Source organism: uncultured Shewanella sp., from assembly GCF_947501665.1.
Taxonomy (GTDB): domain Bacteria; phylum Pseudomonadota; class Gammaproteobacteria; order Enterobacterales; family Shewanellaceae; genus Shewanella.
The window spans coordinates 145,331-160,441 of sequence record NZ_CANMWS010000011.1; the positions used below are offsets into that span (position 1 = coordinate 145,331).

At 37.5% G+C, this 15,111-nt stretch carries 18 protein-coding genes and 2 pseudogenes; 2 read left to right on the forward strand and 18 right to left on the reverse strand.

Annotated features, from left to right (window positions below; translation table 11 throughout):
* Positions 1-6: 6 nt before the first annotated feature.
* The 11 genes and pseudogenes from sicP to Q0976_RS10500 form a co-directional block, all read right to left on the reverse strand.
* A complete protein-coding gene (gene sicP / locus Q0976_RS10450; protein WP_299493700.1) occupies positions 7-438 on the reverse strand; it encodes a chaperone SicP in 432 nt (143 codons plus the stop codon).
* Positions 439-991: 553 nt separating this feature from the next.
* Positions 992-1,279: pseudogene (locus tag Q0976_RS10455) on the reverse strand (transposase); the annotation flags it as partial.
* A 232-nt stretch (positions 1,280-1,511) separates the two neighbouring features.
* Positions 1,512-2,062, reverse strand: a pseudogene (locus Q0976_RS10460) (transposase); the annotation flags it as partial.
* 67 nt (positions 2,063-2,129) lie between these two features.
* Positions 2,130-3,161 carry an HrpJ domain-containing protein gene (locus Q0976_RS10465; protein ID WP_299493701.1) on the reverse strand — a complete coding sequence of 344 codons (1,032 nt, stop codon included), beginning with the start codon at positions 3,159-3,161 and terminating at the stop codon, positions 2,130-2,132.
* Positions 3,162-3,193: 32 nt separating this feature from the next.
* A complete protein-coding gene (locus Q0976_RS10470) occupies positions 3,194-4,000 on the reverse strand; it encodes a hypothetical protein (protein WP_299493703.1) in 807 nt (268 codons plus the stop codon).
* On the reverse strand, positions 3,997-4,581 hold the full coding sequence (locus Q0976_RS10475; RefSeq protein ID WP_299493705.1) for a type III secretion system domain-containing protein: 585 nt from the start codon (positions 4,579-4,581) through the stop codon (positions 3,997-3,999). Before Q0976_RS10475 ends, Q0976_RS10470 begins: the two co-directional genes overlap by 4 nt.
* Before the next feature lie 11 nt (positions 4,582-4,592).
* A complete protein-coding gene (sctJ, locus tag Q0976_RS10480; RefSeq protein WP_299493707.1) occupies positions 4,593-5,312 on the reverse strand; it encodes a type III secretion system inner membrane ring lipoprotein SctJ in 720 nt (239 codons plus the stop codon).
* Positions 5,309-5,641 carry a type III secretion system inner rod subunit SctI gene (gene sctI, locus Q0976_RS10485; RefSeq protein ID WP_299493709.1) on the reverse strand — a complete coding sequence of 111 codons (333 nt, stop codon included), beginning with the start codon at positions 5,639-5,641 and terminating at the stop codon, positions 5,309-5,311. Before sctI ends, sctJ begins: the two co-directional genes overlap by 4 nt.
* Positions 5,619-5,939: an EscG/YscG/SsaH family type III secretion system needle protein co-chaperone gene (locus tag Q0976_RS10490; RefSeq protein WP_299493711.1), complete on the reverse strand. Its 321-nt coding sequence runs from the start codon at positions 5,937-5,939 to the stop codon at positions 5,619-5,621. The genes sctI and Q0976_RS10490 overlap by 23 nt, the downstream gene beginning before the upstream one ends.
* Positions 5,936-6,151, reverse strand: coding sequence for a type III secretion system needle filament subunit SctF (sctF, locus tag Q0976_RS10495; RefSeq protein ID WP_299493713.1), 216 nt, complete (start codon positions 6,149-6,151; stop codon positions 5,936-5,938). Before sctF ends, Q0976_RS10490 begins: the two co-directional genes overlap by 4 nt.
* Before the next feature lie 14 nt (positions 6,152-6,165).
* Positions 6,166-6,861, reverse strand: a complete 696-nt coding sequence (locus tag Q0976_RS10500; protein WP_299493715.1) for an AraC family transcriptional regulator — start codon at positions 6,859-6,861, stop codon at positions 6,166-6,168.
* Positions 6,862-7,226: 365 nt separating this feature from the next.
* Between Q0976_RS10500 and Q0976_RS10505 the strand changes: the two genes are divergently transcribed.
* A complete protein-coding gene (locus Q0976_RS10505; protein ID WP_299493717.1) occupies positions 7,227-7,802 on the forward strand; it encodes a DUF1415 domain-containing protein in 576 nt (191 codons plus the stop codon).
* 134 nt (positions 7,803-7,936) lie between these two features.
* Here Q0976_RS10505 and Q0976_RS10510 read toward each other — a convergent pair whose 3' ends face one another.
* The 3 genes from Q0976_RS10510 to Q0976_RS10520 form a co-directional block, all read right to left on the reverse strand.
* The gene (locus Q0976_RS10510) at positions 7,937-9,232 is read right to left on the reverse strand and encodes a hypothetical protein (protein WP_299493719.1); all 1,296 of its coding nucleotides are present in this window, start codon (positions 9,230-9,232) and stop codon (positions 7,937-7,939) included.
* Positions 9,226-9,387, reverse strand: a complete 162-nt coding sequence (locus tag Q0976_RS10515; protein ID WP_299493721.1) for a hypothetical protein — start codon at positions 9,385-9,387, stop codon at positions 9,226-9,228. The genes Q0976_RS10510 and Q0976_RS10515 overlap by 7 nt, the downstream gene beginning before the upstream one ends.
* Positions 9,388-9,771: 384 nt before the next feature.
* Complete coding sequence (locus Q0976_RS10520; protein ID WP_299493723.1) at positions 9,772-10,269, reverse strand: GNAT family N-acetyltransferase; 498 nt, start codon at positions 10,267-10,269, stop codon at positions 9,772-9,774.
* A 325-nt stretch (positions 10,270-10,594) separates the two neighbouring features.
* On the opposite strand from Q0976_RS10520, the gene Q0976_RS10525 reads away from it, so the two are divergent.
* Complete coding sequence (locus tag Q0976_RS10525; protein ID WP_299493725.1) at positions 10,595-12,214, forward strand: amidohydrolase; 1,620 nt, start codon at positions 10,595-10,597, stop codon at positions 12,212-12,214.
* Positions 12,215-12,238: 24 nt separating this feature from the next.
* Here the strand turns inward: Q0976_RS10525 and Q0976_RS10530 are convergent, their stop codons facing one another.
* The 4 genes from Q0976_RS10530 to Q0976_RS10545 all read right to left on the reverse strand — a co-directional run.
* A complete protein-coding gene (locus Q0976_RS10530) occupies positions 12,239-13,138 on the reverse strand; it encodes a LysR family transcriptional regulator (protein ID WP_299493727.1) in 900 nt (299 codons plus the stop codon).
* Positions 13,139-13,220: 82 nt separating this feature from the next.
* A complete protein-coding gene (locus Q0976_RS10535) occupies positions 13,221-13,796 on the reverse strand; it encodes a GrpB family protein (protein ID WP_299493729.1) in 576 nt (191 codons plus the stop codon).
* Positions 13,797-13,969: 173 nt separating this feature from the next.
* Positions 13,970-14,125 carry a hypothetical protein gene (locus Q0976_RS10540; protein ID WP_299493731.1) on the reverse strand — a complete coding sequence of 52 codons (156 nt, stop codon included), beginning with the start codon at positions 14,123-14,125 and terminating at the stop codon, positions 13,970-13,972.
* 459 nt (positions 14,126-14,584) lie between these two features.
* On the reverse strand, positions 14,585-15,111 hold a 527-nt coding region (locus tag Q0976_RS10545), incomplete at its 5' end, for a hypothetical protein (RefSeq protein ID WP_299493733.1).

A 15,111-nucleotide genomic window follows, 5' to 3' on the forward strand; every position in this document is an offset into this window, starting at 1 on the left:
TTTTTCCTATGCTAATTTAAATTGAAGATTATCTTGCTTCATCTCTTTATGAAGGCTTTGATTATTTACTTGCTGATGTAATTGTTCGTATTGATCGACCACCTCCTCTAGAAAAGTCACTAAAGAGTCAAAAGAAGTTGGCATAGACAAAGAGGCAATATAAACAAGTGCCCGTGAGTCAGCGTCATAACAAATAGAACCTAATTGCTCATTTGATAAAGCAATATTCATTGCTAAGTAAGATTGATAATATTCAACGGGTGTATCAACAGACAATTCGGCTAACATACAATGAAACTGCCATTGCGCTTCTTTATGATTAATAGCAACCATTAATTTTTCATCAAACATTAATAAACAAGGCTGATTTTCTTCAAATTTTAATGGTAGCCCCAAGTAATCACCTAATTTCTCGATTAACAAATGACTTTCACTCATAGTAATATCCTTTAATATTTTCAATTGGAAAATAAAAAATATTAATTCATAGTCTATGGGTGACTTAATATTTCTTATTTTTATTAATAATGAATATTACCAGTAGAAATAACTTAAACACTTAGCTGATAGTATATAAGACTTATCTCTAGCACGGTAATTGAATATTCATTTCATTTTTTAAAAAATTGATAGATTTTAAAACTTAAGGCACACAGATAAAAAAGAGGGGTAAAAAGTAGCTTAAAAAGTGGCTTAATTTATACAAAAATAAATTACTATCGATTTTCATATCAATTTTACGATAAAAACATAGTCTATTTTAAAAATTAAAAGCACACTTCACATTAGTAATCAAATAAACACAACAATAAAAACACAGAATACGACACAAAAAAATTACATTTCAACACGACAAAAAATCAAAAACACCCCACAAAAAAAACAAAAAAACAAAAAAAACAAAAAAACAAAAACAAATAACACACAAGTGAAAGCATAAATGAAAAGATCAAACTGTTAAGTAGTAACATAGATCCATCTAATTACCTCTCTTTCGACCTCGAGTGTTAATGACCAATGGATAAGCACTGCCCATTTAGCGTCAAGTTCATCCAGTGATACCTCTATTGCTGCCTTAGTAACTACTCGGTAAACAGGTTTTTTGATTCTTTGATGCCACGTATTTCATCGAATTGCGAATTTGATAAATAACACAACGGTACCGCTGTTTGAAGAAAAATACTCGCTAGGCCTTAGGGAAATCTGTCAAACCATCAACACAAGCAATGAAAATATCTTCCCGCCCCCCATTATTTAAGTCTATCAGTACCGATAGCCACTCTGTGTGGGTTTAAAAATACGTTATGCTGCGTTGTCTGTTTTCGATATAGAATAACGATTAGCGTCAAACTGCCACGACCGCCATGGCCGTTCATTCACATCCATATGAACACGGCATTTGTTCATCCGTAAACATCAGATGGTGGGAATGTCAGTTAAAGCAGGAGCAATTAACGACCTTGCCTACCGCATTTTACATTCCCGTTGAATGCTTACTTAGATTGGTATTACATATTCAGGGCGAGCAGAGTGTAAACAGCTTTACCGATATAACGGCCTTCCTCCTTTATAAATAGCATCAAGCCAAACAATGGAATAATGACTCTCTAACAGCCTTTGTTATCAAGCTTTAATCTCAGAAAACTGTTTATCGAAGACACTGTAAATGGTGCCCAGTGGGGTATTAACACCATACAGCTCTTCAATATGCTGATGAATGTCACGATAGCTCATTCCCATGCTAAACATGGATAATATTTGCCTATCCATCTCATTGGTTAAGATAGTTTGATGTTTCTTAATAAGTTGAGGTTCAAAGGTTGAATGACGGTCTCTAGGGGCATCAAGTTGAAAGCAACCGGAGGCAGGTTTCACGGTTTTACAACTGGTGCCATTAGGCCGATTGGGCTGGGTCTTATGTTCAAGATGCTGTTTGATTTCAGCATTAAGCACCGCTTCGGTCAATTGTTTGGTTTACGGCCTGAGGATCCCACCTTTACCCGTTAAATGTTCCCTTCTTGTAACGCTTTTAAGCTTATTCAAAATCAAAAGATTGGGTTATGTGTCATTCCTATTTTTAACTATTGTACGGAAATGACACAAAATTACGAACACTACCGAAAAACTCGCTATTCTAAATCCCCCCAGTCATCAAGTAGTGTCATCATAGACTCTTCTATTAATTCTTTTTGATCATCATCTCTAAAACAAGCCATGGGCATCATCACAACCAACTCTCGCCAACGACGTAAAAAACCTAATCGTTTTGCAGGTAAAAGGGGAAGCTCCCGTATTTGTTCTTCTATCCATTCAGGATAAACCCAAGATTGTTCAATGAGTAGCAAAGAAACTTTCATTACCGCGTCACCACTTATCCGCGTCGCTCTGCCTAACATATTGCAATGATCTTCAAGACTCATAAAAACCGCCAGTCGCCTCAAGTCATCAACGGCAGCAACCACTTTAACCATGTTTCTATGGCTACTTCTCTCATTTAATGGTTCAGATAATGCTCGTAATAACACCTTAATGCGTTTGCGGCGATCAGGGCATTGCTGTAATAAATCAAACCATTTCGCCAGCCCCCCTTCACCTCTAGATGCATGTTGATACAGCTTTCGCATACCTGCAAGGCCAGCTTCATCAAGTCCTAGACCTTCTATCGCTGCTAAAATGGCAAGCTCAGCGCCTTCAGCTGACAACATTTCTTCCAATGCTTTACGTAATTTTTGTATTTGTGCACTGCCCAAACGCCCAGATACTTGCAAGGCCATTAACAGCAGCATAATGTCGCCACTTGACATACCAGATGTTCTAAGTTGACTAATTATTTTATCGGCATCACCAATTTTAGCGAATGTATCCACGAGTTTATTCACTGAAGTCGATTGCTTATCGCTCAGTTGTTGTAATAACCTTTCTAAACCATCTAAAAGCGGGCTCTTACTCTCTTTACCACCCAATAATTTTTTAACTTCCGCACCTAATTTTAAACTCATACCTTCCATGGTTTCTTCAATCGCTTCAGAACGCGTTTGCGCCAATTCTGCCGCAGCCATCGCACTTGAGCTAGAAGCTGGCATAAACTGGACACTGCGGTTCGACGTACTTTCCTGAGTGGGCTGCAGATCAGCTTGGGTCGCAACATCAACTCTAATCATAACGGGCACCTTTTACTCTAAAAACATCAATGTTAAGCCGGTTCCTGCATTAAAAACACTGCATCACCATTACACGTCTCATCTTCTATTTCTTGCTCTAAGTCCATTTCTTCCTCATAGTCCAGCTCTTCCTCGTAGTCCATTTCTTCATCATGGTCTATTTCTTGTTTATTTTCAGTTTCTTGATCACACACCTTAGATTTCATCACAGGCTGAAAAGTAGCTAACAATAAATTTAAATGCTCTTTTAAATTAAGGCGTATAGATAAACAACTTGAACTCAATTGAGCTTCCCATGGCTGCATCTCATCATCTATTTCAATTGTGAGCTGCTCAAAAAAAGCATCTTCAATCATCTGAAATTCACTGGATGAAACCGTTAATGTTAATACTGATTTATCCACTTCTTTAGCAACCAAAGCCGATAACCGATGAATAAGCAATTCTGAAGGAGGTTGCTCTGTACCCCATTGCCCAATTACCGCGCTCATCTGCTGGCGGATCCGCCCCTTTAATTGCCCAACAATCTCAGACTCTAATTCATGTTGCTCACAATGCCAGTTCAAAGCTTCATTAACGACATTTTGTTTAGCTTCAACTTCCCATTGCACCATTAAACCTTCAGCCTCTAACCTTGCCTCTTCAATAATATTAGCTGCTGTTAAATGGGCATCTTCTATTTGAGATTTCGCTCTAACAATGAGCTTTGCCACTCTATCTTTTGCACTTTGCTCAAAATTATTGGCAATAATGACGCGATTAATATCGGATTGAGTCACCACACTTTGTTCATCATAAATGAGATCACAAGTTTTAATTTTTACTGCAAATTCATTCATATAAAACGCTCCAATCGGAATAACCAACGCTGTGCATCATGAATAGAAGTATCAATGGACACTAAGTCCTCTTCATCAATAAAAGGTAAAGTTGGTCTTAATGCTTGCCAAACTTGAGAATCTTTCCATTGATTATTAAATTGTTTGATCGCTATATGTTGTGCTGTTTTAATTAACGTTTCAGCACTACAATGCCCGATATCTCCCCCTTCAGGCCATAAAGATAACATTTGCTGAATTTGCTCATATGTAAACACACTTAACAAAGCTTCACGATATTGCCTCATAGTAATGTAATCAGGGCTGTTTAATAAAATCAATCCGACACCAGTCAATAATACCAACAACTTGTCCCCTAAATTAAGAAGCAACTTATCTTGAGTCGTTAAACTTAACGTCATAGAACGATCAAACGCTGGCAATAAAGACACCGCCAGTTTATTCACTCTCTTATTGAGTAATCGACTGCGATAATAAATATCTTGCCACTTGCCAAGTTGTAATGCCTGCCACCATGAAACATGCATATTGGCACAGGGCTGCCACATAAATTCATTCAATAATTTATCTTCAGGCGCCATAATGCCTCCATTTATGCTCGACTAACTTGCCATATACGACCAAACACCAATAATAACAAGAAGCCTAATAACCCTAAAATGAAATACTTATATTCAAAAAGCCACTCTTGAGGTGATGTGCTTGGTTCTTCTTCAACCACTTTTTTAGGCTTATATTGATAATCAGCAGCCTGCATTAACAAACTGATATTGGCATATTCCAATTGAGGAATAGAGTTTTTAATTAAACTTTTTATTTGACTCTCAATATTATTTAAATTGGCTTCAGGAGAATATTTAATATAAGCCGAAGCAGATTTTATAATGGGCTCCATATTATTATTTTCAACCACTGTATCAGCAATGGAAACTCGAGCATTAATCACGCCTTTCATGCTTGATAAGGTTCGCTCTAACTGCTGCTCTTTAAAATAATTCATTTTTGCTTTTTCTTGAGCAGGAGAGGTCACTAATTGCCCTGAAGGAAACAATTCTTCAATTCCAGTATAATGCGCCTTAGGGTACCCATTTTGCCTGAGTAACTCCACTGCGTTAATAAACTCTTCTTTATTAATAAGCAGAGTAATGGTGCCCGTTTTTTGATCTAACTCAGCCTCACCATCCATATCATTTAACATTAATAGCGCTAACATTTGATTAGCTTCATCTTGAGGCAGGCCTCGATATAGATCCATTTTACAGCCGGAAATAAACAATAAAACTAATAAAAAAGAAAGCTTAATGTACTTCATCCCATAGTCACCAATTTATTGATACCTTGTGAAAGAGAGCCTGCCACTTTCGCAACCAAATCAACCTCAATCATGGCTTTGGCAATGAGTTTTTGTCCTTCATGTAATGCTTCTGGCGTAATCATCTCTAATGTATTAGTCACAACATCAAAATCTTTTTTTGGTGCGTTAATTTCAGTCGCCTTCATTGCGCCTTCTAAATCATTGTTTCCTACATTCAATAGCTGTGAGAATTGATCTTGAAGTCTTACATCAACAGCTTGTTCTACAGGTTCATAGAGTTGTTTTGTCGCTAATTGTGTGGCCCTAGATACCGCTTCTATATCCATGATTATCTCCTTCTAACAGCTGAGTAAATTTATGCGTATCTTGACTCTCAAATTCACTTTGAGAATACAAAAATGCTAATGCCTGAGCCCTGTCACTGTGGCAATGTCTTAAGGCTTCTAAGGCTTCACTTTGCTCATTCAAAGCAAAATAAATCAAACTGGCACAAATACTGCGATCTTCTTCATCTTCAATCAGTTCAGGAAAAAGCGCCAACAGTGAATGTGCTTCCTTTCGCAGACCATGATTGGATGCCGCAATGGCCGCTTCGACTAGTAGCCTTTTATCCTCACTATTCATATTTTGGCAATAATTCCTTGGATCATATCTTTAATGGTTTTAATAATGGCACTTTCATATCCCACTAAATTTGAATATTGCTGCATTGAAAACTGCATTTGCAACATGGCATCAGGATCATTTGCATCCGTTGTGGCCATAACCGATTCTAAATCCGCTGCAGCACTCGCAGACTGCTGAGATAATTGACTAACAATGGCACTTAAATCCATAATAAATTCCTCTATTAAGTAATATCAGCATTAAGTTGGGTAGGACTACACTGAAAACGTTTTTTAAATGAACCGGAGAAGTGAGAGTGACTACTAAAGCCTGCTTCATAGGCAATGTCAGCAACTTTTTTCTTTGTTGAAACAAGTTGTTGGCGTGCATAAACGAGTCGACGCTCTAATAACCACTTCTTCGCCGAGATACCGTAGTTTTTATAAAACAACAAGTTTAATTTACGCACTTCTATGCCTAAATCATCAGCAAACTGAGCAACAGACCAAGGCTGAGTATAGTTTTCTTCAATATAATTCAACAAACTATCATTATGTGTTGAATAATGATTCAATAACTTAGAAAAATAGCTATTATCTAAACCTAAGCAATAAGTAAATATAAACTTAATGAGAAGCTTACGACTCACATCGTGTAATTGTTCAATCACATTAATAAGATCGCCAAAAACAGGTAAAGATTTAGATGATGCCATGAAAAAAGGCGTATTATTGGGATCTTCAGTTAGTAAATCCATGACTTCATAATACACTTCATGAATTTCACCTGGGTAACAAAACATATTCAGTTTTTTATACCCACCGACTGCAGTTGCTTGTTCACTTGTCACGACAAGTTGGTTAGCCGCAATTGATGTCACAACACCATTATGATGAAGTTTACCTGCTTCTTTAAACAATATGATTTGTACTACACTCATGCGAAGCTCCACTCACTCAGACTGTGGACTATTCTCATCCTTTTCTCAAAGTAATGTCATCAGGTGTTGACCTGAGATAAGGTGTTGAGTTGAATAGAGCGATGAATGTACAGGTTCACAGAGAAGGGTAACCGAAAAATAACCAATTTAATGACAATAGAATACTGAAGTTTAAAACAAAAAGGTGCACAATATACTCTCACCCACTTTTACCTCCTTTGAGTAATCAAAATAACCAAAGGGGCAAGCATCAACCACTCTGAGCATTAAAAACTCAGCGCATTCCCCTAATAGAGCGTATTCAATTGATAAAGACTTGAGTATAATCTCATCTTAATTATTCAATGATAGAAATCAACTCCTCCATGCAAACAAATCCTCTTTCTCCCGAACACCAACGCTTTATTCATCACACGCAAAAATGGGTGAAAGATGTCATCATGAAATACAATATCTGCCCTTTTGCCCGTAAAGAAGTGGAAAATGACAGCATACGTTATGCCGTGATTGAGCAAACAAAAATAAAAATGATCATCAAAAATCTCATCGATGAGTGCCAACTTTTAGATAAGCAAAACACAATAGAAACCAGTTTATTAATTTTTCCTCGTGGATTTGAAGGATTTTACGATTATTTAGATTTAGTCGATCGCGCTAATGACGCATTATTTGGTAAGGGCTATGAAGGGCAATACCAACTAGCTAGCTTTCATCCCGATTACTGTTTTGAAGATGAAGCTCAAAGCGATGCAGCCAATTACACCAACCGCTCCCCCTACCCAACGCTTCACATTATTCGAGAAGCGAGTATGGAAAGAGCCTTATCAGAATATAACGATCCAGAATCTATCCCTGAACGAAATATCGCTTTCGCCCGTAAAAAAGGCAGTGATTTTTTTGAAAGACTATTGGCTCAGTGCCATCAAGCAAGCAGCAAGTAAATGCCTAAGAAACACTATACAGACAAAATACACGACAAGAAATGAAGGAAATCAGCCGATACTCAACAACTGACAGCTAATATATGAATGATGAGCGAGCTCTTCTCAATAAATAAAAGCTGTCAAATATCATATTAAGAGACTTTTTGATTTCCAGTGAGCCAATCATAAGTCGACACAATAAATTCCGGAAGAATCTGGCGTAAAACAGTGCCTGGTAACAGGCTACCATTAGGGATCGTCATATTTGTATCCTTTGTATCCTTTGTTTCATTTGGATCCTCGACTGCTTGGTCTCCTTGAATATTGTTAGTCTCTATCTTCTTTAATGACGTCCCGTCTACGACATTATTTAAATGATTACCAAGTTCAACACCACTGTTTTTCACTGATAATGGAAGACTTGGATTAACAACAGATTGCGGGGCTAATTTTGCTTGTAAGGACTCAGAGCCAAAACCGGGTAACGTAATACTTTTCATCACTTTTTTAGGCTGATTTTGAACAGACTCAAAATTAATAACTGGATTTTTTCTATCCCATCTGGCCATCACCTTAGCAAACCAATCTTCTGACTGTTGATTAGTTTTAAGCAATGAGGTTACAACATCAACATACACTAATCTGGCTTGTTGGTGACTTTCTTCAGCCTTCAAGCTTGGAACATATACTAAAGATCGCTCTGATACCTGCTCAAGCCCCGAAACCTGTGCAAGTTCTGATACGCTGGCTAATTCTCCTCCTCCAATCCCACCACTCAAAGGCTCTACGCCCATAGATAATACTGAACGGCTATCACTTTGTGTTGTATCTAAATGCTTTTCCGATCCCAAGTTCACTTGAGTCAACTTTGAAATATCGACTAAAGATTCATCAACTCCAGATGAAATCCCCCCTCTAGGATGTAACTGACCAACCATAGGTGAAACTAGAGAGGGTTCTTGTCGAGAAACAATAGGTTTAGAACCCATTTTAGGAGCATTAAACTCCTCAATAAGGTCATCTTCATCCTCATTTAAATCTATCGAATCAATTGGGTTCCCCGCAGTAATTTGCTCAACAACAGAAAGTGGCTCGACCTTAATTTCCTCATTAACAGAAAGTGGATCTAAAGGGATTAATAAGTCAATAATCCTCTCTACATTATCACTATCATTCCCCCTCAAACTGGCATGTAATGCAAAAGTCAAAACATCATGAGGTAATTTTTCCTGCTTATAGCTTTGATCATACATAGCAATTGCAGCTTGCTCTATTAATCCTGCTCGATGACTATCCGGCTCCGAGTTTTTAAAAATATCCGCTAATCTATTTCTTGCTTCACAAGCGGTATAATCAGAAACCCCCACATCAATATCTGGCTTACATGCAATTTGCATGAGCAAGTCAACACTGTTTGGATCATTATTTTTAGCCAATGTAGTTAACACGTTAAAGAGTTCACCAACATTTTTTTAACTTTTAATGAATTTTCAAATTGACTATTCAACAACACATCAAGTTGAGACTGTAACCCTTTATTCTCAACCCCTGGAGTGCCTAATACCTTATAAAAGTTACCCGTTTCCATCGCATTTATTGTCATAACACACTATAATATTAGTTAAAGTTAATATTTATTTTCACTGAATTCCTCCAATAATGCTGTCAATTAATGCTTGATGATTGAACTAAGTGGTCAAGCCAGTTGTTTTTTTACTCACTCTTCAATGATTATTTACTCCCTAAACGAAACACAAAAACACTCAATGATATCGATTTCTACTACTCAATATACTCTTAGCAAGAAGGCTACCAAGACCAGATTAAGCATAAAATGCCTTATCAATCCCAATCGACAAAGCAATCTCGCCCGTTGCTTGCTTATTTTCTAAAAATTCCCTATCAATTTTTTGATCAATCAAACTAATATAACGTCTATAAGATGATTCAATGATAAACTCAATACTCACGAGTAAGAGCATACTATTTATGGCGCAGTACTCAAAAGTAAAATCTCTTCTCCCTCCCAATCAATCAAACGGCCATAACCCAATCCCAGCTTACTTAATAAACTAATTGAACGGACATTATCTTTGACAGTAATGGCTAAAATAGGATCAAGCTCAAGTACATTCTGGGCATAATGCATTACTGCTTTAGAGGCTTCATAGGCATAGCCTTTACCCATAAAAGCAGGCAAAAAACCAAAGCCAATATCCACGTGGGCTAACCCCTCACGGCGAACCAAACCGGACATTCCCACGACTTGGTTTGCCTGTTTCAATACCACCGCATATAAACCATAACCATTATCTTGGTAACTTTTCATGATCTTATTCACTAAAAATGCCTCGGCATCTTTAATCGATCGTATATTCCTATCACCAATATTTTTTAAATAAAGTGGAGACCTCATCAAGGCATACATAAAAGCCGCATCTTCAAGCGTAAACTCCCTCAACACCAAGCGTTCAGTCTCTAACATCTTATCTTCCTTTTACGGTTATTATTCCTTCATTTCATATTATTAATTTTGAAATGAGTTAACTAAAAAATGGCTATTGGAATAGATTGATTATCGCTTTTTCCTCAAAGATGTAATGCCGCCAACTGGCCACAATCACCGCTTCGTCTTATAGGTATCCCAGTATTCTTATACTCACTATTTTTATTTCCGCTTTATTCTATCGTAAGCTTATTAGCATAATAATCAAACTTAACATTTTGATATTAAACATCAAAGGACCTATATGCACTTCATTTTCTCTCTAGCAATCATCATTTGCACATTTACAATAAGCACAGATGCAATGGCTATCAAATCTAATAATTTAATTTTAAGTAATGCTATGATTTATGGCCACCCTCAGGCTAATGCTATTGTGATTAATAATGGTAAAATAGTCTATATTGGCAAAGACGCCGCACCTTACTACTCATACAACAGCGAAATTATCGATCTCGAGCAGTCATATATTATGCCGGGGTTTATTGATAATCATAACCATGTCTTTGAAGCAGCGTCTGAAGCTGGAGGAAACTGTGAGTTAAATATAAACTTTCCACTCGAAGCACATATTCCCACTCTAAAAAGGTGTCGCAATCAATCTCCTTCAACAGGTTGGATCATAAGTTATGGCTTTGCTTTAGATGCGATTTTAACGCCAAATAACCACTATACTCCCCTTGAAGTCATTGACCGTATTTTTCCTGACCAACCTATTGTTATCATGGAACAGACATCACACTCAATGTGGGTTAACTCTGCGGCATTAGAAATAGCCAATATCACTAACGCCTCTCCAGATCCTCAAGGTGGGAAAATTCTTAAAGACCCACTAACCGGTAAACTTAACGGCATATTGCTTGATAATGCAGGTGATATTGTTATGGAAATGGCATGGAATCACTTAGATAATCCATTTAATCAAAGTTACGACGGCCTCATTAATGGCTTAAAAGAGGCCTCAATGAATGGTATCACCACTATAGGAGATGGGCGACTTTACTGGAAACGTGGCTGGTTTGACGTTTGGCAGCAAGTAGAAAAAGACAATAAGTTAACTGCACGTGTATCATTGCGGCCATGGATTTATCCAACCGTTCCAATGGCAACACAACTTAATTTTTTAAAGCAAATACAATCAAATGATACATCGGGGTTATTGTTAACCAACCAAGTAAAACTCTATAGCGATGGTTTGATCAGCAACGGGACGGCAAAAATAATCGAGCCCTACAAACAAACCTATATTCCAGAGAACCCCAATGGCATCAATTATATTCCCCCACACAAAATGCGCACTTGGTTAACTGAATTAGATAAAATAGGATACAGTGCTCACATTCACGCTATAGGTGATAAAGCAGTACGTGAATCACTCAACGCGATTGAACATATTCGACAACAAGGATCTAAAAAGCCTTATACTTTAACACATCTTGAGTTAGTCAATCATCTCGACATTCCTCGTTTTAATCACCTCAATGTCACCGCAGATTTTCAAGTAGGATCCCATTACATTGCTCAAAATGATCATCAATGGGCTATCCCTTATCTCGGAAGAAAGCGGGCACATGCACTGATGGATCCTCAAGCTATCTTTAATACTGGGGCGAATATGACACTAAGCAGTGATTGGGATGTTAATCCTATTAACCCACTTGTCGGTATCGCCAATAGTTTAAAAATGGGCTCAAGGGGGCTACCTGACATCCATTCAGCCATTGATGCATACACTATTAATGCCGCTAAAAGTTTGGGAATAAGTGATATCACAGGCTCACTGACAGTTGGTAAATCAGCAGACCTCGTCATATTAGAAAACGATATTACCCGTCTTGCTATCGATGACATAGCCAACACTCCCATCCTTATGACCATATTACAAGGAAATATTGTCTACGACATTGATGATTCATTTTTTTAACACAATACTCAGGTTAACCATCAATCATAGCGTTTTATTAATCAATTGATGGTTAACCTTAAAAGCATCGATAACTTGGCTGCCGTATTGCGAAAGGGCTAATCCATTTCTCCAGCACAGTTCAATACGGCGATCGATAGCCTCAGTTTCAAAATCACACTGTAAAACCAGTAGCTTTTCATTATTAATCTCTGCAGCGACTAATTCAGCAGGTAAAAAAGCAAAACCTTTACCATGTTTAAGCATAGCGATTAAAGGTTGAATATCAGAAAACAAACTATAGCTAGCGCTAAACCCAGTCATATTATCCTGTAAAGGCGGTACATTTTGTTGTGCTTCCCCCCACACCAATTCTCGATATTCTCCAAGAACAGCAGAACTAACAATAGGTAATTGAGCCAGAGGATGAACTGGACTGCATACTAAGACTTCTTGATAATAACCTAAACGACAATATTGAAAATCAGTATGATGTATAATATCAGATTCATGAGTAATAATAATATCCACTGAGCCAAGGCTTAAATCTTGATGCAACTGTGAAAGATTAGCTCGGTAAACTTCAACGCTTATTTGCGCTAAATCCAATGTCACAGCCAATGGCTGAGTAAAGGCTAAATCTGGAATATAATTCTCTATGCCAATTCTCAGCACTGTGGGCTCTTGTTTCGCAAGCATTTCAGCACTTTTTACAAATTGGTCAAATTGACTCAATGTATGAGTGAGGTGAGGCAGTAATTGTCTCCCAGCTTGACTTAAGCGGGTTTGATTCCCTGTCCGCTCAAAGAATTCAACCCCAAGTTCAATCTCTAAATCTGAGATCCACTGGCTCACTTGAGGCTGTTTCTTACCTAATTGGCGGGCAGCAGAAGATATCGATCCTTCAGTCGCAAGTAACAATGCTTTTAGGTGCAATGAATTCATAAGCTCAACTCAATAAAAAGTATTTTCTATCAGTACTATACATTCTCAGCTTAACAAAATCATTAATAATGGCAGTTCCTGTTTACTTTGTCATATATGGATTATTAGCTTTATCATTATCCATTGTATTTGCATTTTTTATGGCATTAAGCTCACTGACGTCGAAGTGACATTGTGCTAAAACATTCGCGATAAATTCACTTTTTGCTTCACAATACAAATCGATATCTGTTGGAAATTTTTTTGCTAATGCTTTTTTAAGTGCAGCATATTCACTTGCGGTTTGCTTATTCAACCTAAGATGATCCCTAAAGGCAATATGATTTTTTACAGCCAAACAATTCGGATCGCAAACATACAAATGATGCGGGTACTCAGGGTTTGTCAGTGAGAACATCTCTCGACCTTCTAGGCCTAGGTTTCCTCTATAGACATAGCCCATACTTTTTAACGCGCTTTTAGCAAACTCAAAATCACAAAAATCCGTTAAAATAATATCAATGTCAATGATTGCTTTGGCATCGAGACCTTCAACTGAGGTGCTACCAATATGCTCTATATTGTAATCGATTCCCTTGATTGCATCAGTGAGTCTATTTTCAATGGTGTGAAACCACATTTTCCAATTTAGAGAATACTCAACAACTTTCACATTCATTTCAAACCGCCCTAAGCTACCTTTTCTCTCAATGATAGCAAATACCTTACGTAACGAGAATCACCTACATGAATATGCAGCACATCTCATAACGTTATTTTTCAAGGTTTTTTCAAGCTGCATTCAACAAGCGGTGTTAGTCAAGGGAGTATTCAGCTTTCTAAAAGCAGTGTTTATCGTTTTACATCATGACCTAATGATTTAATGTGATCAATAACTAAACCATGCCCACCTAATAAAGTAGAAAGCCTAATTTTAGCTCCACTTTCAAACGTTAATGTATACCAATTGGGTGCAGCATGAAATTTAACTTTTTTAAATTGACCCACTTCTCATCCTTTGAACCAGACCATGGTGTATGAAACTGAATTGAGGTTTCATCAAAACGACCATGCACTTTAAATGCCTCCCCAAAGGCATATACAGCCCCTAACCCAAAACCAAGAATTAAACCTATTAAAGCATAAAAATCTCACTCATGGTTATACTCAACAAATAACAAAACATAAAGACATACTATTGATATTAAACGAGGTTACTACGAGGTTAGAGCCAGCCATTATTAATCAGTAACATAATAAGACTTTCACCCAAATTCAACGTTCAGCATTTATTAAATCATGACCTGACTATTTTTAACCTACATGTCTGCGGTTGAGCTGGAAAAATAAGCAATATTAGCGAAATGAGTGAGTTTTGAAGTGTAAAGTACCTACTCAGTTGACCTTTTATAATATGAGGCTGAGTTTCTTGGCCTTAACGCTTAGCATATTGAAATAAGCTGCGTGCTAGCCTATAGGCATATATTGACAACACTTTGAGAAATGCCGTCGTCGTTTATCTAAATGCTCACAATAGCGACTGAGTTCTTGCAAGGTACCGACAGGGCCATGAAACAACGCGCCAAACTCTGCGACAATTTTTAACCAATTTTCAGCGGATATATTAATTCTATTCAATATCAGCTCTGCATTCGCAGATATCGCTCCCCGCTTGTCATTACGGATAACTCTGCCTGTTTCATCAACTAACTCAAGATAATCTTTCAATGCAAAAGCAACACCTTTGGGTTGATGTTGACGTTCATTACCGACAAAAGGGAGAAGCTGTTTAGGCTGCTTACCCGTTAATGCGGCTTCAATACGTAATTTCAGGCTAGTGTGATCTGATTGCTCTGGTTTACTCGCCATCTTTGCACGAATGGGATTCAATTCAACATAGGCCATACAAGCAAGTAATGCCTCTTCATCAAGTAAAGCTTGGCTTTTAAAACGTCCTTCCCAAAAGTGACCCGTACAGTTATCTTCCATATTCG